Raw genomic sequence first — 21,698 nt, 5'->3', positions numbered from 1 at the left:
CAGCGCGCTCATGAAAATCATCGTCATCGGTCACGGGATGGTCGGCCACAAACTGGTCGAATGCCTGGCGCAACAGGGCGCGCACGATCTCGACATCACGGTGCTGGGCGAAGAATCGCGACCGGCCTACGATCGCGTGCATCTGTCCGAATTCTTCTCGGGCAAGACCGCCGATGACCTGTCGCTCGTCGAGCCCGGCTTCTTCGAGCGCCACGACGTGCAACTGAAGCTGAACGCGCGGGCGGTCGCGGTCGATCGCGACGCGCACACGGTGACGGTCGCGAGCGGCGAAACGCTGCCGTACGACCGCCTCGTGTTCGCGACCGGTTCCTATCCGTTCGTGCCACCGGTGCCAGGCCGCGAGCGCGGCGACTGCTTCGTCTATCGAACCATCGACGATCTCGAAGCGATGCGCGAATGCGGCGCCCGCTCGAAAACGGGCACGGTCGTGGGCGGTGGCCTGCTCGGTCTCGAATGCGCGAAGGCGCTGCGCGACATGGGTCTGCAAACGCGCGTGGTCGAATTCGCGCCCCGCCTGATGGCGGTGCAGGTCGACGACGGCGGCGGCCGCGTATTGCGCGGCCGGATCGAAGAGCTTGGCGTCACGGTGCACACGCAGAAGAACACGACGGCGATCGTCGACGGCGAAGCGGGCACGCACCGCATGCAGTTCGCCGACGGCAGCCATCTCGACACCGACATGATCGTGTTCTCCGCCGGCATCCGTCCGCGCGACGATCTCGCTCGCGCATGCGGCCTCGAACTCGGCGCGCGCGGCGGCATCGCCATCGACGACGCGTGCCGCACCAGCGATCCGCACATCTATGCGATCGGCGAATGCGCGCTGTGGCACGGCCAGCTGTTCGGGCTCGTCGCGCCCGGCTACGAGATGGCGCGCGTGGTCGCGAAGCAGTTGCTCGGCGACCCGGCCGAATTCGCGGGCGCCGACATGAGCACGAAGCTGAAGCTGATGGGCGTCGACGTCGCCAGCATCGGCGACGCGCACGGCAATACGCCGGGCAGCCGCACCTACCAGTTCAGCGACGAACGCAAGCAGATCTACAAGAAGCTCGTCGTGTCCGATTGCGGCAAGCATCTGCTCGGCGGCGTGATGGTCGGCGACGCGAGCGAATACGGCACGCTGCTGCAGATGATGTTGAACCGCATCGAGCTGCCAACGTCCCCCGAATTCCTGATCCTGCCGCAAGCGGACGGCAGTGCAAAGCCGGCGCTCGGCGTCGAGGCGTTGCCCGCGGCCGCGCAGGTCTGCTCGTGCAACAACGTGTCGAAGGGCGAGCTGTGCGCAGCCGTGTGCGCGGGCGCGACCGACATCGGGGGGTTGAAGAGCGCTACCGGCGCGGGCACCTCGTGCGGCGGCTGCGTGCCGCTCGTCACGCAGGTGATGAAGGCCGAGATGAAGAAGCAGGGCCTCGCGGTGAACAACCACGTCTGCGAGCACTTCCCGTATTCGCGCCAGGAGCTGTATCACCTCGTGCGCGTCGAGGGAGTGCGCAGTTTCGGCGCGCTGCTCGCGAAGCATGGCCGCGGGCTCGGTTGCGACATCTGCAAGCCGGCGGTCGCGAGCATTCTCGCGACGTGCTGGAACGAATTCGTGCTGAAGAAGGAGCACGCGTCGTTGCAGGACACCAACGACTACTACCTCGCGAACATCCAGCGCGACGGCACCTATTCGGTCGTGCCGCGCATGCCGGGCGGCGAAGTGACGCCCGACGGCCTGATCGCGGTCGCGCAGGTCGCGAAGAAATATGGCCTCTACACGAAGATCACCGGCGGCCAGCGCGTCGATCTGTTCGGCGCGCGCGTCGAGCAATTGCCGTCGATCTGGGAAGAGCTGATCGCAGCCGGCTTCGAATCGGGTCACGCGTACGGCAAATCGCTGCGTACGGTGAAGTCGTGCGTCGGCTCGACGTGGTGCCGTTATGGCGTCGGCGATTCGGTCGGTCTCGCGGTCGAACTCGAGAATCGCTACAAGGGCCTGCGCACACCGCACAAGATCAAGTTCGGCGTGTCGGGATGCACCCGCGAATGCGCGGAAGCGCAGGGCAAGGACGTCGGCGTGATCGCGACCGAGAAGGGCTGGAATCTGTACGTGTGCGGCAACGGCGGCATGAAGCCGCGTCACGCGGAACTGCTCGCCGCGGACCTCGATAAGGCGACGCTCGTGCGCTATATCGACCGCTTCCTGATGTTCTACGTGCGCACCGCCGACCGACTGCAACGCACCAGCGTGTGGCGCGACAACCTCGAAGGCGGGCTCGACTATCTGATCGACGTGATCGTCAACGATCGCCTGGGCGTCGCCACCGAGCTCGAAGTGGAGATGCAGCATGTGGTCGACACGTACGAGTGCGAATGGAAAAAGGCCGTCACCGATCCCGAAACGCGCAAGCGCTTCCGCCATTTCGTCAACAGCGGCGAGTCCGACAGCAACGTCGCGTTCGTCGAGGAGCGCGGACAGATCCGGCCGGCAACGCTCGCCGAGCGGCAGGTGCAGCGCATCGAGATTCCCGTTGTCGTCGAGACGGTTTGACCTCATCCGATTCCCGCTTAACTCAAAAGGAGCCCAGTCATGAAGAACGAACGCTTGCCCCGCGCCTGGACCGCGATCTGCGCACTCGACGACATCGTGCCGAACACCGGCGTTTGCGCGCTCGTCAATGGCGAACAGGTGGCCGTGTTTCACGTCGATGGCGGCGACGTCGAGTCGCCGGCCGAGCCCACGGTCTACGCGATCGAAAACTTCGATCCGGGTTCGCACGCGGCGGTGCTGTCGCGCGGAATCGTCGGCAGCCTCGGCGAGCGCATCGTGGTCGCGTCGCCGATCTACAAGCATCACTTCGATCTGCGCACCGGCGAATGCCTCGAAACGCCGTCGTATTCGGTCAGCGCATTTGCCACGCGCATCGAAAACGGCCAGGTGTGGGTCGCCGCCTGAGGTAGCGGCCTTTGTCCATCGTTCTGATTTTTTAACCCGATCATTCGCGCATGTCTGCTACCAGCGTAAAGAGCGTGTGTCCGTATTGCGGCGTCGGCTGCGGCATGGTGTTGCACGTCGAGGACGGCCAGGTCGTGAAGATCGCTGGCGACAAGGAGCATCCGGCCAACTTGGGCCGGCTCTGCACCAAAGGGCAGTCGGCCCACGTCGCGCTGCGCAAGTCGGGTCGTCTCGAAGGCGCGTTCGTGCGTCGTGCGCGCGACGAAGACCCGGTGCCGCTGCCGATGGCGCAGGCGTTGAGCGATACCGCCGCGCGTCTGCGGCGCGTGCTCGACGAGCATGGTCCCGATGCGCTGTCGTTTTACGTGTCGGGGCAGATGTCGCTCGAAGCGCAGTATCTGGTCAACAAGCTCGCGAAGGGCTTTATCGGCACGAACAATATCGAAGCGAATTCGCGCCTGTGCATGGCGAGCGCGGCGAGCGGCTACAAGCTGTCGCTCGGCGCGGACGGTCCGCCCGGCTCGTACGACGACTTCGATCACGCGGATCTGTTTTTCGTCAGCGGCGCGAATATGGCCGACTGCCACCCGATCCTGTTCCTGCGCATGATGGATCGCGTGAAGGCGGGCGCGAAGCTGATCGTCGTCGATCCGCGCCGCAACACGACCGCCGGGAAAGCCGATCTGTTCCTGCAGATCAGACCCGGCACCGACCTCGCGCTGCTGAACGGTCTGCTGCATCTGCTGCACGAAAACGGCGCAACGGATGCGGCTTTTATCGCCGAACACACCGAAGGCTGGGACGCGATGCCCGCGTTTCTGGCCGGGTACACGCCGGAGAACGTCGCCCGCATCACGGGTCTCGCCGCCGACGACATCCGTCGCGCCGCGCAGATGATCGCGTCGGCCAAAGACTGGATGAGTTGCTGGACGATGGGCCTGAACCAGAGCACGCACGGCACGTGGCACACCAACGCGCTGTGCAATCTGCATCTGGCGACGGGCCGCATCTGCCGGCGCGGCAGTGGACCGTTCTCGCTGACGGGCCAACCGAACGCGATGGGCGGCCGCGAAATGGGCTATATGGGCCCTGGTCTGCCGGGGCAGCGTTCGGCGCTGGTCGCCGCCGATCGCGCGTTCGTCGAAGCACTGTGGGGCATCGCACCGGGCACGCTCAAAGCGGACGCGGGCAACGGCACGATCGACATGTTCGCGCGCATGGCCGCGGGCGACATCAAGGCCTGCTGGATCATCTGCACGAATCCGGTCGCGACCGTCGCGAACCGGCAGACCGCGATCGCCGGTTTGCGCGCGGCCGAACTCGTGATCGCGCAGGACGCGTTCCTCGATACCGAAACGAACCGCTACGCCGACGTGCTGCTGCCCGGCGCGCTGTGGGCCGAAGCCGAAGGCGTGATGGTCAATTCGGAGCGCAATCTGACGCTGATGCAGCAGGCCATCGAACCGCCCGGCGCGGCGCTGCCCGACTGGCAGATCATCGCGCGCATCGCGTGTGAAATGGGCTTTGCCGATGCGTTCAGCTATGCGAGCGCCGACGAAGTGTTCGCCGAGCTTACGCGCGCGGCGAATCCGGCGACCGGCTACGACCTGCGCGGCGCGAGTCATCGCCGCTTGAAGGACGCGCCGCTGCAGTGGCCGATCGCGTCGGCCGATTCGTCCGAGCGCAATCCGCTTCGCTATCTGAATGACGGCGTGAGCCAGACGCTCAGAGAGTCTGAAGATGGCAGCCACCCGCGCATTGCTTTTCCGACCGCGAGCGGCAGGGCGAAGTTTTTCGCGCGTACGTATCAGCCCGCGGCCGAGTTGCCCGATCGCGAATTTCCGATCGTGTTGAACACGGGCCGTCTGCAGCATCAGTGGCACACGATGACCAAGACCGGCAAGGTCGCAATGCTAAACAAGCTGAACCCGGGACCCTTCGTCGAAATTCATCCGGACGACGCGGCCGAACTCGGGATTCGCGCGAAGGACGCGGTCGAGATTCGTTCGCGGCGCGGCCGCGCGGTCCTGCCCGCCGTGCTCACCGATCGTGTGAGCGCGGGTCAGTGCTTCGCGCCGATGCACTGGAACGACGTGTTCGGCGACGAGCTGTGCATCAATGCTGTGACCAACGACGCGGTCGATCCGGTTTCTCTGCAGCCCGAACTGAAAGTCTGCGCGGTCGCGCTGAGTCCGGTGACGGCGGATCGCGACGCGAGCACTCGCAATGACCACGATGCGCTCTCTACCTCCGCCGACGCAGCGGTTTTAGCGCCCAGCGCCAAGGATCAACCCATGCCTCGTATCGAAGCCCTCACGACTTTGCTGCAATTGCCGCCCGAGCCCGCGCCCATGCCGTCGCTCAGCGATGCGGAGCGCGCGTATCTGGCGGGTTTCGTCAGTGGCCTGCGTTCGGCCGAAGCGCAAGGTCTCGCCAACGTGCCGGTGCTGCCGCACAGCGCACCGTTCGATGCGGTGAAGCGGCTCTATGTCGACGGTCTGCTTGCGGGACTGTATAGCCGCAGCGCGACGATGGCCCAGACGTCAGCCGCTGCCTTGCCGCCCGATTCCACGCAACAGGAGGCACGCGAGTCTGGCGTGCGCATCGTGCGCGTGCGGCCAAAGGTCACGCTGTTGTGGGCCTCGCAAACCGGCAACACCGAATCGCTGACCGAGCGTTACGCGACGCGTCTGATGGAATCGGGCTTCGAAATCCGCACCGCGTGCATGGCCGACTATTCGTTCGCGACGCTCGCGAAGGCGCAATACGTGCTGCTGATGACGAGCACGTTCGGCGACGGCGATGCGCCCGACAACGCGCAGGACTTCTGGACGCAACTGAACGCCCCCACGGCGCCGCGCCTCGACGGCGTGCGTTTCGCGGTGCTCGCGCTCGGCGATCGCAACTACGATCAGTTCTGCGGTCACGGCCGCCGTCTGGACGAGCGGCTCGCCGCGCAGGGTGCGCTGCGTCTGACCGAGCGTGTCGATTGCGATATTGAATATCAGCAAAGCGCCGATGCATGGCTCGAACGCGTGATCGTCTGCATCAAGCAGGCGGATGCCGCGCTGTACGCGGTGCCGCCGGGCGGCATGATCAACGCGGTGGTGGGCGCGGTGCCGACCAGGGCGCGGCCGGCCGCGTCGCGCGTCGTCGGCAATCTGCGCCTGAACCAGCAGGGCGCCGCGAAGGATACGCGCTACGTGTCGCTGCAAACGGGCGAGACGAACCTCGAATACGAAGCGGGCGATGCGCTCGGCGTGTGGCCGAGCAACTGCCCCGAACTCGTCGACGAACTGATCACGCTGAGCGGTCTGCACGCGGAGGCATCGGTGCACGTCGCGGGTATCGGCGAAATGCGGCTCGCCGATGCGCTCGGCAAGCACTACGAGATCGCGCGGCCGAGCGCCGAGGCGCTCGCGTTCGTCGCCGCGCGCAGCGGCAATGGCGCGCTGGGCGATCTGCTCGCGCCCGAACGCAAGGCGGATCTGAAGCAATGGCTATGGGGACAGCAGCTCGCCGACGTATTGCACGAGTTTCCGGTGAGCCTCTCGGCCGCCGAGTTGACCGGCATGCTGAAACGCCTGCAGCCGCGTCTGTATTCGATCGCATCGAGCCCGAAGGCGCATCCGGGCGAAGTGCATCTGACGGTATCGGCCGTGCGTTACAGCAACGGACGGCGGCACCGCAAGGGCGTGTCGTCGACGTTTCTCGCGGATCGCGCAAGCGACACCGACGTGCCCGTGTTCGTACAGAAGTCCGCGCACTTTCGTCCTCCTCATCAATCGGACACGCCGATGATCATGGTCGGACCGGGCACCGGCATCGCACCGTTTCGCGGCTTTCTGCACGAACGGCAGGCACGCGGCGAACGCGGACGCAACTGGCTGTTCTTCGGCGAACAGCATGCCGCGACCGACTTCTACTATCGCGACGAACTCGAAGCGATGCGCGCGAGCGGTCTGCTGACCCGGCTCGACGTCGCGTTCTCGCGTGACCAGGCCGACAAGATCTATGTGCAGGACCGCATGCGCGAACACGGTGCGCAACTGTGGGCATGGCTCGAAGATGGTGCGCACTTCTATGTATGCGGCGACGCGAACCAGATGGCGCGCGATGTCGATGCGGCGCTGAAGGACGTCATCACGACTCACGGTGGTATGAGCGAAGAGAAGGCACTCGAATACGTGAGCCGTCTGACGCGCGAAAAGCGTTATGCACGCGACGTGTATTGAGCCGCCGATGCGTTTCAGAAGATGCCTTTAAAAAGGCCTCGTAACAGACAGCACGATGGCATGACGCTTGCATGTCGAGTCCGGGTGAAAACTCTGGGCGATATGCCGGCGCAAAACAGACGTAACGCAGCAACTGGACTACCCGGCATTTTATTTACTGAGGATCTCTGATGAAAAACGTGATGCACTCCCTGCGAAGCGGTGATTGGCGCGCACTCGTCGCCTGCTTTCTGTATTTCGACACGGGCTTCACCGTCTGGGTGCTGTATGGGCCGCTCGCGCCGTTCATCAGCAAGAGCATCGCGATGACGCCCGCGCAGCAGGGGCTGCTCGTCGCGGTGCCGGTGTTGTCCGCGGCGATTCTGCGCGTGACGCTCGGCAATCTGTATCAGTCCGCGCATGGCAAACGCATTGCGTTGATGGGCGTGCTGCTGTCGGCGGTGCCGACGATCGTGCTGCCGTTGCTGCAGTCGGTGCCGTCGTACGAAACGCTGCTGGTGCTCGGCGTGTTCCTCGGCGTCGGCGGCGCCAGCTTCGCGGTTGCGCTGCCGATGGCCGGCAGCAACTATCCGCCGAAAGTGCAGGGCCTCGTATTGGGGCTGGCCGCGGCCGGCAACATCGGCGCCGTGCTCGACGGCTTTCTGTTCCCGCAACTGGCGACGCGCTACGGTTGGCAACTCGCCGCTGGCGGCGCCTTGCCGCTGCTCGCGATCGCGGCGATCACGCTGTACTTCTGGGCCAACGACGCGGGCGTCAAAACCGGCAGCGTGCTGCGCGCCTTCGGCGGTTTCGCGACGACGCTGGTCGGCCTGATCACGCTCGTGCTGCTCGTCGAAGCGGGGCTATTCGGCGCGGGCAAGACCGGCGTGCTGCTGCTGCCGGTGATCGGTGCGCTGCTGGCGATCGCGGTGCTGCCGCAACGCTACCGCTCGGTGCTCGCCGAGCGCGATACGTGGGTCATCATGCTCGTCTATAGCATCACGTTCGGCGGTTTCGTCGGCATGTCCTCGTATGTATCGCTGCTGCTGACCAACCTGTATCAACTGTCGAAAATCGACGCGGGCCTGTTCATGGCGCTGCTCGCCGCGACCGGCGCGATGGTGCGCCCGCTCGGCGGCCTGATTGCCGATCGCGTGTCGGGCGTGCGCGCGCTGACCGTGCTGCTGGCGATCATCGCGGTTTGCGATTTCCTGTTCGCGGCGGCGATGCCGTCGCTCGCGGGCGGCATTGCGTTGCTGCTGTGCCTGTATGTCGCGTTCGGACTCGGCAATGGCGCGACGTTCCAGCTCGTACCGCATCGCTGGGCCGGCCGCACCGGGCTGATGTCCGGCATCGTCGGGGCGGCGGGCGGCATTGGCGGCTTCTATCTGCCGGTCGTGATGGGCATCGCGAAGGAGAGCACCGGCAGCTACCAGATGGGCTTCGCGACGTTCGGCACGCTGTCGGCTTGCGCGTTCCTTGCGATCGTCGCGCTGCGCCGGCCGTGGATGGCGTGGTCGATGCAAACCGGCGTCATGCATGCGCATGCGACGGAGTAAGGCGCGGCGTGCGGCGTTCGGTCGTACCGGCGCCGCACGCATCATGGTCTGAATAAAGCGCAGTCGAATGCTTGCATATCGGTCGCGGTGTTTGTAATATGCAGTCAGGAGGCTGCATATGAACTCATCAACCGATCGCATCGAAAAGCGGATTCTGTTGAAGGCGCCGCGCTCGCGCGTCTGGCGCGCGCTGTCCAACGCCGAGGAATTCGGCAAATGGTTCGGCGTGAACCTCACCGGCAAGCAGTTCGTCGCGGGGCAATCCACGCAGGGGCACATCACCTATCCGGGCTACGAGCATCTAGTAATGGACGTGCTGGTCGAGCGTGTCGAGCCCGAGCATCATCTGTCGTGGCGCTGGCATCCGGCCGCGATCGACATCACGATCGACTACACGCCTGAGCCGACCACGCTCGTGGAATTCGATCTGAGCGACGTCGAGTCTGGCACGCTGCTGCGCGTCGTCGAATCGGGCTTCGACCAGTTGCCGATCGGGCGCCGCGCGGAAGCGTTCCGGCTGAACGACGGCGGTTGGGAGCAGCAGATGGTCAACGTCGAACGATATGTCGGCGCGAGCTAAAGCGGCTTCCGTGAGGGCGGCCCCCGCGAGGGCCGGCCTCAAGGCGGCGACACTGCGCAGTTCGGCGGCGGTGTTCGCGGCGCTCGGTGACGAGACGCGTCTGCGTCTCGTCGCGGCGTTGTGCGCGGGCAGTGCGATGTCGATCGCACAGCTGACGGCCGGCACCGACATCACGCGGCAGTCGGTCACGCAGCATCTGCAGGTGCTGGCCGACGCGGGCCTCGTACATGACGTGAAGGTCGGACGCGAGCGCCTGTGGGCGTTCGAGCCCGCGCATCTCGACGCGGCACGCCGCGCGCTCGACGCGATTTCGCGGCAGTGGGATCAGGCGCTGCTGAAGCTGAAGACGATGGTCGAAGAATGAAGGGCGGGCGTCCGTGGTGATTGCACGAACCGAGCGGGCACGCGGATTGGCCGCCTGCCGGTAGGCTGTGCGTGACGGCGGGTGCCGCATTTTTTACCGACCGCAAGCGGTGCTTGCGCACGGAAGCACGGAACAACGCAAAAAGGGGCCAAAAAATTGGCCCCATCCGCTGTACAAAGGAAGAAAGACGAGCCCGCGCCTAATCCGCGATCCGCTTGTCGGCCAGCGCGTTCTGGCAATCGGCCAGAACCTGCCGGACGAGCCGGGCTTGCGGGTCGAGTTCGTCGGTATCGAGAATTTCTTCAACCGCGTCGCGCGCCCAGTCGGCATCGACGAAGCGCGCGTGGCGCCGCGCGATTTCGACCGCGGTGGCCGACAGCTTCGCGACGCACAGCCAGTCGGCTTCGCGCGCGCGGCGGTCGAGCCACTTGTGCGCGGACTGCACGTGAAATGCCGCGTCGGGCCAGTCTTCGTTCAGATAATAAGCGCCGAGGCTTCCGCATGTGAGCCAGCACAACAGCTCCAGGCGGTCACGGGGACTCAGGTGTTGGCGTACATCACTCATGGCGACGCTCGCTGCAGTAAATGGCTTCCCGGTGAGGCCGGCGGGCGCCGTCCTCCGCTTATTACACACATTAGCATGCGGAATTCCCGGGCGGCAATTCCTGACCACCCCTAGAGTGCGGCGCCGCCACAGGCGGGTTTGCGGACGGTGCGTCATCGTGGTGCGCCGGCGAACTGATCGCCCCGGGACGACCCGCCGCAGTCGAAGCGCCGGCATTTACCGGCTTGCAGCGGTTCCCGGCGCGGCTTCAACGTTCGCCGCGCGTCGCGACGATGAAAAGCCGCGGAAACGGCAGCAGCACCGTGCCATCGGCGAGCGCCGGGTAGGCCTTGACGATTTCGTCGCGATAGCGTTGCACAAACGCGCAGCGTTCGGCGTCGTCGAGCGCGGCGAGAAACGGCCGCAGCGCGCTGCCCTTGAACCAATCGACCACCGCGTCGGCGCCCGCGAGCGGGTGGTGATAGACCGTGCGCCACACGTCGACGCGCGCGCACAGCGGCTTGAGTAGCGCGTAGTACCAGTTTGCGTCGTAGCGCATGGTGCGCTCGACACCCTTCACCTTTGTCGCCCAAGGCCCGTCGATGGCGATTTCGCGCAGCAGCCGGTGCGCCGGTTCGTCGAGATTGTCGGGCATCTGCACGGCGAGGCTGCCGCCCCTGGCAAGTTTGGCCACCAGCGCGGGGAACAGACGCTCGTGGTCCGGCACCCATTGCAGCACCGCGTTCGCGAGGATCACGTCGTAGGGGCCGTGCGCGTCCCATGTCGCAACGTCGCTGATGTCGAAGCGGAATTGCGGCAGCCGCCCACGGGCCGCCGCGATCATGTCGGCGGAGCTGTCGATGCCGCTGACCGACGCGCCCGGCACCCGCTCGGCCAGCACCTCGGTCGAGTTGCCCGGGCCGCAGCCGACGTCGACCGCGAGCCGCGCGCCGTTCAAGGGCACCGCCGCGAGCAGATCGCGGACCGGCCGCGTGCGCTCGTTCTCGAACAACATGTACTGCTTCGCGTGCCAATCGCTGTGCTCGTTCGTGGTTTTGTCGGTCATCTTTGGCTCCTTCGCGGGGGTTCGTTGCGGCCATTCTCGGCCGCTGACAGCCCAGAGTAAAATGAATTTATGATCCCGATTATTTCATTTTTCTAATGAAAATCGACACGCTCGGCGTGCAGGCTTTCGTCGCGATTGCCGATCGCGGCAGCTTCCAGAGCGCGGCGGATTCGCTGCACGTGACGCAAACCGCGATCACGCAGCGGCTGCACAAGCTCGAAAGCTATCTCGGCGTCACGCTGATCGAGCGCACCACGCGTTCGATGGCGCTCACCGAAATCGGTCGCAATTTTCTGCCGCAGGCGCGTCGGCTGCTCGGCGAGCTGGCGGACGCGCTCGTCGAGATCCGCGAAACGGGCATCGCGCGACGTGGCGACGTGTCGATCGCGTGCGTGCCGACCGTCGGCGTGCAGTATCTGCCGCGCATACTGCAGGCGTATTCGGCGCGCTATCCGCACAATCGCATCAAGATTCTCGATCACGCGTCGTCGGCGGTGGAGGAGGCCGTGTTGCGCAGAGAGGTCGAGTTCGGCATCAACATCGCGCGCGAGCATCATCCCGATCTCGCCACCGTGCCGCTCACCGAAGACCGCTACGTGCTGATCTGCCACGAGGACCATCCGCTCGCGAAGCGGCGGCGCATCGCATGGCGGCAGTTGCAGCCGTTCCCGCTGATTTTCGCCGGCGAGGTCAGCGGCAATCGCGCGCTGCTCGACGTCGCGTTGGAATCGAGCGACCTCGCGCTGCGTTCGTTCTACGAGGTGCAGCGCAGCTCGACCGCCGTCGGACTCGTCGCGCAACGCGTCGGCGCGGCCGTGGTGCCCGCGCTCGCACTGCAGAAGGGCGCGTATCCGAGCGTGCGCACCGTCGACCTCACGCAGCCCACCGTGTCGCGCACGCTGGTGCTGGTCGCGCGCAAGACCGCGCAGTTGTCACCGGCCGCGCAGGCGCTGTACGACATGATCGGCGAACAGGCGACGCTGAAAACCGCATGACGGCGCGCCGCGCGCAAGGCAAACTGGCTGGCTTCCGAGTTTCATTCCTTCAAGCCATTCAATCCACGCGACACCCAACGACTCATGCTGCAGATACTCGGCAAGACCACCTCGATCAACGTGCGCAAGGTGTTGTGGACCTGCGCGGAACTCGGGCTTGCGTTCGAACAGGAAGACTGGGGCTCGGGCTTTCGCTCGACCGAGGCCGCCGAATTCCGCGCGCTGAACCCGAACGCGATGGTCCCCGTGATTCGCGACGGCGACTTCGTGTTGTGGGAATCGAACTCGATCATCCGTTACCTCGCAAACCGTTATCGCGGTGACGGGCTGTATCCGGCCGATCCGGTCGAGCGCGCGCGCTGTGATCAATGGATCGACTGGCAGGCGAGCGAATTGAACCGCTCGTGGAGCTACGCGTTTCTCGCGCTCGTGCGGCACTCGCCCGAGCATCAGGACCCGCGCAAGATCGCCGCGTCGTGCGCGAACTGGTCGAAGCATATGGCGATCGTCGAGCAGCAGCTCGCGCGCACCGGTGCGTACATTGCGGGCGACGCGTTTTCGCTCGCCGATATTCCGATCGCGCTGTCCGCGAACCGCTGGCTCGAAACGCCGCAGCAGCACGACGATTTGCCGGCGCTGGCCGCTTATATGGCGCGCCTGGCGGAGCGCGACGGGTATCGCAAGCATTGCCGAAACGGCACGCCGTAATCGTTGAATCTCGCGCTTCTGCAATCCGTCTATTCTTACAGAATCCTCCTTCAATGCTTACGCTCTGCTTGTGAATTCCCGTGCTCGACGGCTTGTGCGCGGTGCGCCCCGCGTCGCCTACAATGGCGGCCATTTGGCAACATTGAAGGTTCAACGATGCGGGTAACGAAATTCGCGCTGGCTTTGCTGACGGCGTGCTTCACTCTGAACGCGAGCGCGGAAATGACGGCCGCGCAATACAAGCGCTGGGCACACGCCGACAACAACTCGATCTATGCGGCGTACATCACCGGCACGATCAACGCGTTCGGCTGGGCGAACGGCGATCTGGTCGCGAGGAAACAGCCGCAACTGTTCTGTCCGCCACCAACGCTCGCGATCGGCAACCAGACGGTCTATCCGTTGCTCGATGCGTTCTTCGCGAATCATCCGGGCATTTCCGACGATTTTCCAATCGGGCTCGCGATTCTGCGCGCGTTGCAGGGCGCGTATCCGTGCTGACGTGTTGACGTGCTGACGTGTTGAAGGAGTGAGGGGAGGGAGGCGAGGAGGGGCAACATCAGGGGCGAACTCGCGAAGCGGGCCCGCCCCCCGGTGGATCAAACCTGCACGAGATTCGGAATCTGCACGTCCGGATTGACGTCCGCGTCGTAATCGACGCCCTTCATTTCAAAGCCGAACAGGCGCAGGAAATCGGTCTTGTAGCCCGCGAAATCGGTGAGTTCGTAGATGTTGTCGTTGCTCACCTGGTTCCACAACTCCTGCACGCGGCCTTGCACCTGCGGATCGAGTTCCTTGTAGTCGGCGCGCAGACGGCCTTCGTCGTCCAGATGCGGCTGGCTGCCATAGAGGCTGTCCTTGTACAGGCCGTAGACCTGCTCGATGCAGCCTTCGTGCGTGCCTTTTTCCTTCATCACCTTGAAGAGCAGCGACAGATAGAGCGGCATCATCGGAATCGCCGAGCTTGCCTGCGTGACGACTGCCTTCAGCACCGCGACGCGCGCATCGCCGCCCTTGGCCGCGAGCTTTGAGCGGATGCCGAGCACTTTCTGGTCGAGATCTTTCTTGGCCGCGCCGATCGAGCCGTTCCAGTAGATGTCGTGGGTGATCTTCTCGCCCAAGTAGGTGAACGCGGTGGTCTTGGCACCGTCGGCGAGCACGCCGGCAACGCCCAACGCGTCCATCCACATCTGCCAGTCCTCGCCGCCCATCACCGCGACCGTGTGCGCGATTTCTTCCGGCGTCGCCGGTTCGAGCACGGTTTCCTTGATCACTTCCTTGTCGGTGTCGATGCCGCGCAGATTGACGGCCTTGCCGATCGGCTTGAGCACCGAGCTGAACACCTCACCGGTCTTCGGGTGCTGGCGCTTCGGCGCCGCGAGGCTATAGACGACCAGATCGACCTGGCCGAGATCGCGCTTGATCACTTCGATCGTGCGCGCCTTCACTTCGTCGGAGAATGCGTCGCCGTTGATGCTGGTCGCGTACAGGCCTTCGGCGGTGGCGAACTTCTCGAACGCCGCGGTGTTGTACCAGCCGGCCGTGCCAGCCTTGGTTTCGCTGCCGGCGCGCTCGAAGAACACACCGAGGGTCGACGCGCCCGAGCCGAACGCTGCGCTAATGCGGGCGGCAAGGCCATAGCCGGTCGACGCGCCGATCACGAGCACCTTCTTCGGGCCGTTGGCGATGGGGCCGCGTGCCTTCACATATTCGATCTGTTCCTTGACGTTGGCTTCGCAGCCGATCGGATGGGTCGATACACAAATGAAGCCACGCACACGCGGTTTGATGATCATGAAGCACCTCTTGTCGGAATTGGCGACATTATAGTGGCCCCGCCGGAGCCCCACTCCATGCCGCGAACGGAGCAAAAACCGACGCACCCCCACATCTTGGTACGATTGCGCCTTTCCCAGCCGACGACAGCAAGTGAAGCGCCTCTTTTCCTCCTTTCTGGCGGCCCTCGACAAAGGGCTGACGCTCGCGAACCCGCTGTTCGCGAAGGCCGCATGGCATCTGCGCCATCCGACCCGCCGCACGTTCGCGTGGGGGCTCGCCGCGCTGCCGGTGCTATTCGTACTGTACGTGCTGCTGCTGATTCCGTTCACGCCGAGCATCGGCGACATCCGCAAGGCCAAGATCGAGCAGCCCGCGCAGATCCTGTCGGCGGACGGCAAGCTGCTCGCCGAGTTCAAGCCGTCGAACCGCGAGTGGGTCAAGCTGAAGGACATCTCGCCAAACGTCGTCAACGCGCTGATCGCCACCGAGGATCACCGCTTCTATCAGCATTTCGGGCTCGACTGGCGGCGCACCGCTTCGGCCGCGCTGCACACTTTCTCCGGCGACCGCCAGGGCGGCTCGACGATCACGCAGCAGCTCGCGCGCAATCTGTATCCCGACGAAATCGGCCGCGCGCCGACGTTGACGCGCAAGCTGAAGGAAGCGATCACCGCACTGAAGATCGAGGCGTTCTACACGAAGGACGAGATCCTCGAAACCTACCTGAATACGGTCCCGTTCCTGTACAACGCGTACGGCATCGAGATGGCTGCGCGCACCTATTTCGACAAGTCCGCATCCGACCTGAACGTGCTCGAAGCGGCGACGCTGACCGGCATGCTAAAGGGCAACGCGTACTACAACCCGGTGCTGAACCCCGAGCGCGCCTTGCAGCGGCGCAATACGGTGCTCGCGCAGCTGGTCAAGTACGGCAAGCTCACACCCGCCCAATACGACACGCTCGCCCGCAAGCCGCTGCGTCTCGACTTCGAGCGCCAGATCGAGCCGCCCGGACCCGCCCCGCACTTCACGCAGCAACTGCGCAAATGGCTCGTCGCGTGGGCCGATCGCAACGACTACAACATCTATTCCGATGGACTCGTCGTGCGCACGACGATCGACTCGCGTCTGCAGACGATGGCCACCCAGGCGGTCACGCTGCAGGGCAACCAGTTGCAGAACATCGCAAACTCCGCGTGGGGCACGCGCGCGGGCTGCTCGGCGGACAAGGACCTGCTGCGCACGTTCCTGCGCGAAACGCCTGACTTCCGCGCGGCCAAAGACACGGGCCTCGCCGACGACGACGCGCTGAAAAGCCTGCTCACCGATCCCAAGCTCGTGCAGAGCGTGTGCGACACGAAGACGCGCGTGCAGGCCGACTTCCTCGCAATGGACCCACGTACCGGCGAGATCAAGGCGTGGGTCGGCAGCCGCGACTTTGGCGTTGATCCGTTCGATCACGTGCAGCAGGCGCGCCGTCAGCCCGGCTCGACCTTCAAGCCGTTCGTCTACGCGGCGGCCTTCGAGGCCGGCGCGAAGCCGGACGACAAACTGCCGGACAATCCGGTTCAGATCGAACTCGCCGGCGGCGAAATCTGGAAGCCGAACGACGAGGACGAGCCGAGCGGCCGCATGATCAGCCTGCGCGACGCGCTCGCCTATTCACGCAACCGCATCACCGCGCAGGTGATGGAGTCGGTGGGTCCGAACAGGGTCGCGAAGCTCGCGCGCGCGATGGGTGTGCGCGACAGCCAGCTCGACCCGGTGCCGTCGCTCGCGCTCGGCACGAGCCCGGTCACGCTTAAGGAAATGGTGTCGGCGTACGGCACGATCGCGAACCTCGGCGGCTACGTCGAGCCGCTGATGGTCACGCGCATCGAGGACCGCAACGGCAACCTGCTCGCCGAATTCAAGCCGGCCACGCCGAGTCGCGAGCTGCCCGCCGACACGGCGCGCACGCTCGTCGACGTGATGCGCGACGTGGTCAGCCGCGGCACCGGCGCGAGCATCCGCACGCGCTTCGGCGTGCGCGGCGATGTCGCGGGCAAGACCGGCACAACCCAGGGCAACGCGGATGGCTGGTTCATCCTGATGCAGCCGCAACTGGTGGCGGGGGCGTGGGTCGGCTTCAACGACAGCCGCGTGACGCTGCGCAGCGATTACTGGGGGCAGGGTGCGCATAGCGCGCTGCCGATCGTCGGCGATTTCTTCCAGCGCGCGCAGCGCTCGCGGCTCGTCGACAGCCACCTGAAGTTCGATACCGCGCAGCAGCCGGGCTGGTTCGCCGAGCGCGCCGAACGCTTGCGCGAGTGGATCGGGCACCTGTTCGCGCGCACGCCGGCGCAGCCGGACAAGCAGGTCGTGGCGCGTGCTCCGGCGCGGCGCGCGCCGGTGGCGTCGGTGCAGCCGCCGACGTCGGCCGTGGCGGCACCGGCGGCGGCGTCAGAGGCAGCGGGCGCGTCCGCGGTGCAGGGCGAAGCGCGCGCGGTGCCGCCGTTGCTGCCGGCGACGGGGTCGGGGTCGGAAGCGGCTCCCACGCCGGCGCCCGCCATTACCGTCGATGGCGAAACGCATGGCGGCGGTGCGGCAGCGCTCGCGCCGACCCCGACGCCGGACGACCTCGTGCCGCCCGATTCGACTGGTCAGGGCGGCGAAGGAGCGAATACCGGGGGCGAGGCGAACTGAACGCGAATTGAACGCCAACTGAACGCGACCCGGGCGCGCTGCCCGGGTGCGTATTGAAGGGGGGAGGCAGAAGGGCTAGGACCTCGCGACGCCCGCTTCACCCGGCGGTCGCGCATGCGGATTGCCATGCGCCGTCTCCAGCGACGTGTCGTGATGCAGCAGCAACACCGCCGCCATACCGATGAGCCCCGCGCCCGCGAGGCATAGCAGCCCGGCGCCGAAGCCGCCGGTGCTGTCCTTGATCCAGCCCATCGCGAACGGGCCGAAGAAACCCGCCAGATTGCCGAGCGAATTGATCGCGGCGATGCCGCCCGCGGCCGCAGCGCCCGACAGGAACGCGGCCGGCAAAGTCCAGATTACCGGCAGGCAACCGAAGATGCCGAAGCCGGCAATCGACAGCGCGATCATCTTCTGCACCGGATCGTCGAGGCCGGCCGCGGCTGCGATGCCGGCCGCCGCGACGAACAGCGCAATCGCGACGTGCCAGCGGCGTTCGAGGTGGCGATCCGAATGCCGTCCCCACAAAATCATGCTGACGAGGCCGACCACGTACGGCAGCGACGTCACGAAACCCGTCTGCAGATTAGTGAGGCCGAACGACTTGACGATCTGCGGCAGGAAGAAGCTCAGGCCGTAGTTGGTCGCGTTCGCCCCGAAATAGATCAGCGCGATGGCGAGCACGCGCGGATTGATCAACGCCTCCTTCACGCTGAAGTGGCGCACCGCCTCGCGATGCTCGCGCTCCTGCTTCTGCCGCGCGATCAGCCAGTCGCGCTCCTCGGCGCTGAGCCAGGTGGCGTCCGCGGGCTTGTCGGTCAGATACAACAGCACCGCGACCGACAGCAAGACCGCCGGCGCCGCCTCGATCAGATACAGCCACTGCCAGCCGCCGAGTCCGCCGCGGCCGTCGAGCGACAGCAGCGCGCCGGAGATCGGGCCGCCGATCACCGTCGACAGCGGAATCGCCGCCATGAAATAGCCGACCACGCGCCCGCGATACGCGGCCGGAAACCACAAGGTCAGCAGAAAGATGATGCCCGGGAAAAAGCCGGCCTCGGCGACGCCAAGCAGAATGCGCAGGCCGAAAAACACGTGCGCGGGCGAGACCCCGGTGAAGCGCGAGATGTCCGGGATGAACGCCATCGCGCCCGCGAGAATACCCCACGTAAACATGATCCGCGCGATCCAGCGGCGCGCGCCGAATCGTTCGAGCAGCAGGTTCGACGGCACCTCGAAAAAGAAGTACGCGATAAAGAACACGCCCGCGCCGAATCCGAACGCGCTCGCGGACAGATCGAGCGCCTTGTTCATCTGCAAGGCCGCGAAGCCGACGTTGACGCGATCGAGATAGGCGATGAAATAGCACAGGATCAGGAACGGCACGAGCCGAACCGTGACGCGCTGAAGGGTACGTGCCTCGAGATCCATATATGTCTCCTCCGGTTCGGCGACCGGTGTATGCCGCTATGTGGTGGGGTCCGTCTGCGGTTCGAAATGCCTGTCCGTCGAACAGGCATCGTTACAGACTAGACGCTCAAAAGGGATTCCGGAAGGTCTTTTGTGAACCATGTGGTCCGCTCATTGCCGACGCCATCGCGGCGTGGCGCTCGTGTCCATTGTTAGGAGTCGCGCAACAGTGTTTTCGGTTGTATCGGCTGATCCTGGGCGAACGATTCCGGATAATTACTGCCTGACCAGTCAGTTAAAAATGCAGGTGATCCACGATGTCGAATCAGGGTTCGGACATGCTTGCTGAGGCGCGCAAAACGGTGCGGGTACGCGAAGTCGCGTCCGTCGCGCGAGCGGAAAGCACGGAAAGGAAGAGGGCGCCGCTGCACGCGCGCATGCGCGGGGTGGCGGCGGTGGCGCTCGCGTGCGCGAGTCTCGTCGGGTGCGCGTCGAGCACGGATGTGGTCGCGAGCGGCAAGCCCGGCAGCTACACGGTCGCCGCCAGCGCGACCGGAGGACGCATGGCCTGGGCGCGCGCGCACGAACTCGCGATGAACGAAGCGCGCGACTACTGCGATCGTCGCGGTATGCAAAGCAGCGTGAATACGGAGACGGTCAGCGGCGGCAGCGCGATGACCGAGCACGAGTCGTCGGTCAGTTTCGAGTGTCATCCGCGGTTCTGACGCAGCGTTGCGCGCGGGCGGCGGGCGCCGCCGCCCCATGACGATCACCTTGTGATGCGCGCCGGGCTTCTCTATCCACGATTCGCCCGTTGTGCCGGCCGAGCTGTCCGACGATGCCGCCGTCTTCCGTGTGCAGGTAGGTCACGCCGGTCCGCGTGATGCTATCGATGAACGCCTTGAACGCAGACGGCATCGACCAGTTGTACATCGGCATGGCGAACACCAGCGCGACGGCGGCGAGAAGGCGCGCGTACAGGGCATCCGATGACGCCCGCATCGCCGCTGTGTGCTCGTGCGCGGGCGTGTATCAAGGTAACCACTCATCGCGACTCGCGTGGTGACATGCGCCGGGACGCCGGCAGTCTTCAGTCTTCGGGTGGTTTGGCGTTGGTCGAACGTTTAATGAACGGTGCGCCCGAGAAGCCCACCGTCGCGCGGCCCTGCACGGGTGATTTTTCGCGGGCGCGGCGGGCAGGGCGCGCGGACGTTTTTTCTGTTCGTGCCGTCTCGATCTGCCGCGAGAGCGTGTCGATACGCTGGCGCAACAGGTCGGTCGCCGCCACGCGTTCAGCCAGCAACGTATCCTTTTCCGCAAGCTGCCCGCGGGTCGCGGCATGCCGCGCAGCGGAGACAGCCAGTTCCGCCTTCGATGCGGCCAACTCATCCCGCAGCGCGTCCCGCTCAGCCCGCGATTCGGCTTCGAGCGTCGCCGCCCGCTCGTGACTCGCCTGAAGCTCCTTGCGCAAACGTTGCGCCGCCGCTCGTTCACCGTCGATTTCGAGCAAGGCGCGCTTTTCCGCCGCGGCGAGCCGCTGCTCGTTCTGCTCGTGCGAGCGGCGCAGCTTCGCGAGTTCGTCGGCGAAATCGCGGCGGGCATCGGCGAGCGCGGCGGCTCCTGCTGCGATTTCTTCCTTCGATGTCGCCAGTTGCGCCGTCAGCATGTCGTTAGCGGTCTGCAGCTCGACGATGCGCGCGTCGAGTCCGGAAATCCGCGCGCGCAGGGTCGCGACATCGTTGGCCGCCTGTTCGGCTTTGTCGACGGCGTCCTGACGCTGCCTGTCGTGTTGCCTGGCCTGTTCTTGCGCAGCGGCGATTTGCGCGTCCGCGTCGTGCCTGAACACGTCGAGCGCGCCGTTCGCGGCGTCGCTCGACAGACGCCACAGCTGGGCCGCGAATTCGCCGGCAGCCGCTGCGACCTCGGGCGGCAAGTCCGGACGGCCGACGTCCACACGCGTCTTGTCGCGCACGTCGGTCCAGAAATCCCGCAACGCTTTGGCCGGCGCGCTCATGCTGCCTTTGCGCACCAACTGGTACAGGCGGTTCGCGGTCGGCGTTTCGCCGTAACGGAAAAACAGCAACGCGCAGACCTCGCGATAAAGCGTCTGCGTCTCGGACGCGTTTTGACGGACGACTTCGATGTCGGCTTCGAGGGTCATGGTGTAAACGGCTTTGGGTATATCGACGTGTTGATAATACAACGTAAAACGCATCAAATACTACACTATTCGATCTTCTACACGACATTAGTACTATAATGTCGTGTTGATGTTGGGTGTGCGGATTGTCCAATCGCTAGGCGTCTGTTTGCATAAGTTTGTTACCGGTTTTTGCATAACTTTGTAACCGTTCTCCAGCGCGTGGAACTAAATTTCCAACATTCAGGGAACTAAATATCGCGCAAACCTGCGCTGCATGTTTGTGGGTCATTTAGTTCCCTGAATGTTGGAAATTTAGTTCCACGCGCTTCTATCTGCAGGGCATGCACATTTCCGAGGTTGCGAAAGGTCAGATGAGGCAATTCGTTTGTCTCTCAGGACCAGACGGGAACGAGCAGTGGTGGCTAAAGATGCCATCCAAGGGCGGAAACCCACGTCTCGTGCCGGTATCTCTCGAATTGATTGAGGAGTTGCAACGGTACCGCAAAGCAATGGGCCTATCCTCGATGCCTTGTCGTGCAGAGAAGACACCCTTATTACTTCCGCTTGGAGGCCCTAGGCGATGTCTGCATCGCTCGACGGTTCACGACGCGATCAAAAGCGTTTTCAGCAATACCGCATCTTGGCTTCGTTCCAAGGGCCCTGATTTTGAGGCTCGCGCCGACCAGGTGGAAAAAGCG

At 64.9% G+C, this 21,698-nt stretch carries 16 protein-coding genes and 1 pseudogene; 11 read left to right on the top strand and 6 right to left on the bottom strand.

All coding sequences use genetic code 11. The annotated features are described in order from the left end of the window. Positions 1-10 precede the first annotated feature (10 nt). The 6 genes from nirB (at position 11) to OKW44_RS20185 (ending at position 9,673) form a co-directional block, all read left to right on the top strand. Positions 11-2,551 carry a nitrite reductase large subunit NirB gene (gene nirB, locus OKW44_RS20210; RefSeq protein ID WP_018417994.1) on the top strand — a complete coding sequence of 847 codons (2,541 nt, stop codon included), beginning with the start codon at positions 11-13 and terminating at the stop codon, positions 2,549-2,551. Positions 2,552-2,590: 39 nt separating this feature from the next. Beyond that, positions 2,591-2,956 carry a nitrite reductase small subunit NirD gene (gene nirD, locus OKW44_RS20205; RefSeq protein WP_018417993.1) on the top strand — a complete coding sequence of 122 codons (366 nt, stop codon included), beginning with the start codon at positions 2,591-2,593 and terminating at the stop codon, positions 2,954-2,956. Between the two features lie 50 nt (positions 2,957-3,006). After that, positions 3,007-7,191 carry a bifunctional nitrate reductase/sulfite reductase flavoprotein subunit alpha gene (locus OKW44_RS20200; RefSeq protein ID WP_026225377.1) on the top strand — a complete coding sequence of 1,395 codons (4,185 nt, stop codon included), beginning with the start codon at positions 3,007-3,009 and terminating at the stop codon, positions 7,189-7,191. 170 nt (positions 7,192-7,361) lie between these two features. After that, entirely contained in the window at positions 7,362-8,729 is a 1,368-nt protein-coding gene (locus tag OKW44_RS20195; protein WP_018417991.1) for an MFS transporter, read from the top strand. Positions 8,730-8,847: 118 nt separating this feature from the next. Then, entirely contained in the window at positions 8,848-9,309 is a 462-nt protein-coding gene (locus OKW44_RS20190) for an SRPBCC family protein (protein WP_018417990.1), read from the top strand. Then, the gene (locus OKW44_RS20185; RefSeq protein ID WP_026225376.1) at positions 9,293-9,673 is read left to right on the top strand and encodes an ArsR/SmtB family transcription factor; all 381 of its coding nucleotides are present in this window, start codon (positions 9,293-9,295) and stop codon (positions 9,671-9,673) included. The genes OKW44_RS20190 and OKW44_RS20185 overlap by 17 nt, the downstream gene beginning before the upstream one ends. A gap of 199 nt (positions 9,674-9,872) precedes the next feature. On the opposite strand, the gene OKW44_RS20180 is transcribed toward OKW44_RS20185, so the two are convergent. Together OKW44_RS20180 and tam are read right to left on the bottom strand one after the other, a co-directional pair. Further along, the gene (locus tag OKW44_RS20180) at positions 9,873-10,238 is read right to left on the bottom strand and encodes a hypothetical protein (protein ID WP_026225375.1); all 366 of its coding nucleotides are present in this window, start codon (positions 10,236-10,238) and stop codon (positions 9,873-9,875) included. 247 nt (positions 10,239-10,485) lie between these two features. Next, positions 10,486-11,283, bottom strand: a complete 798-nt coding sequence (gene tam / locus OKW44_RS20175) for a trans-aconitate 2-methyltransferase (protein ID WP_018417987.1) — start codon at positions 11,281-11,283, stop codon at positions 10,486-10,488. A gap of 95 nt (positions 11,284-11,378) precedes the next feature. On the opposite strand from tam, the gene OKW44_RS20170 reads away from it, so the two are divergent. The 3 genes from OKW44_RS20170 to OKW44_RS20160 all read left to right on the top strand — a co-directional run bounded on the left by OKW44_RS20170 (position 11,379) and on the right by OKW44_RS20160 (position 13,487). After that, positions 11,379-12,278, top strand: a complete 900-nt coding sequence (locus OKW44_RS20170) for a LysR family transcriptional regulator (RefSeq protein WP_018417986.1) — start codon at positions 11,379-11,381, stop codon at positions 12,276-12,278. 84 nt (positions 12,279-12,362) lie between these two features. After that, positions 12,363-12,986, top strand: a complete 624-nt coding sequence (locus OKW44_RS20165; protein WP_018417985.1) for a glutathione S-transferase family protein — start codon at positions 12,363-12,365, stop codon at positions 12,984-12,986. 156 nt (positions 12,987-13,142) lie between these two features. Then, positions 13,143-13,487: a Rap1a family protein gene (locus OKW44_RS20160; protein ID WP_018417984.1), complete on the top strand. Its 345-nt coding sequence runs from the start codon at positions 13,143-13,145 to the stop codon at positions 13,485-13,487. Between the two features lie 98 nt (positions 13,488-13,585). Here OKW44_RS20160 and fabV read toward each other — a convergent pair whose 3' ends face one another. After that, the gene (fabV, locus tag OKW44_RS20155; protein WP_018417983.1) at positions 13,586-14,782 is read right to left on the bottom strand and encodes an enoyl-ACP reductase FabV; all 1,197 of its coding nucleotides are present in this window, start codon (positions 14,780-14,782) and stop codon (positions 13,586-13,588) included. Between the two features lie 133 nt (positions 14,783-14,915). Here fabV and OKW44_RS20150 point away from each other — a divergent pair, with 133 nt between their 5' ends. Then, complete coding sequence (locus tag OKW44_RS20150; RefSeq protein WP_018417982.1) at positions 14,916-17,450, top strand: penicillin-binding protein 1A; 2,535 nt, start codon at positions 14,916-14,918, stop codon at positions 17,448-17,450. Positions 17,451-17,525: 75 nt separating this feature from the next. On the opposite strand, the gene OKW44_RS20145 is transcribed toward OKW44_RS20150, so the two are convergent. Further along, positions 17,526-18,878: an MFS transporter gene (locus OKW44_RS20145; protein WP_018417981.1), complete on the bottom strand. Its 1,353-nt coding sequence runs from the start codon at positions 18,876-18,878 to the stop codon at positions 17,526-17,528. A gap of 296 nt (positions 18,879-19,174) precedes the next feature. On the opposite strand from OKW44_RS20145, the gene OKW44_RS20140 reads away from it, so the two are divergent. Continuing rightward, a complete protein-coding gene (locus OKW44_RS20140) occupies positions 19,175-19,582 on the top strand; it encodes a hypothetical protein (RefSeq protein WP_018417980.1) in 408 nt (135 codons plus the stop codon). A gap of 90 nt (positions 19,583-19,672) precedes the next feature. Here the strand turns inward: OKW44_RS20140 and OKW44_RS20135 are convergent. Both OKW44_RS20135 and OKW44_RS20130 read right to left on the bottom strand, forming a co-directional pair. Further along, positions 19,673-19,889: pseudogene (locus tag OKW44_RS20135) on the bottom strand (NAD(P)H-dependent oxidoreductase); the annotation flags it as partial. A gap of 58 nt (positions 19,890-19,947) precedes the next feature. Next, entirely contained in the window at positions 19,948-21,018 is a 1,071-nt protein-coding gene (locus OKW44_RS20130; protein WP_035470243.1) for a DNA-binding protein, read from the bottom strand. Positions 21,019-21,698: the final 680 nt, after the last annotated feature.

Origin of the sequence: Paraburkholderia lebeckiae (assembly GCF_050436325.1) — a bacterium.
GTDB lineage: Bacteria > Pseudomonadota > Gammaproteobacteria > Burkholderiales > Burkholderiaceae > Paraburkholderia > Paraburkholderia tuberum.
The sequence above is the reverse complement of the archived record's forward strand: the minus strand, read 5'-3'. Positions and strand labels throughout refer to the sequence as shown.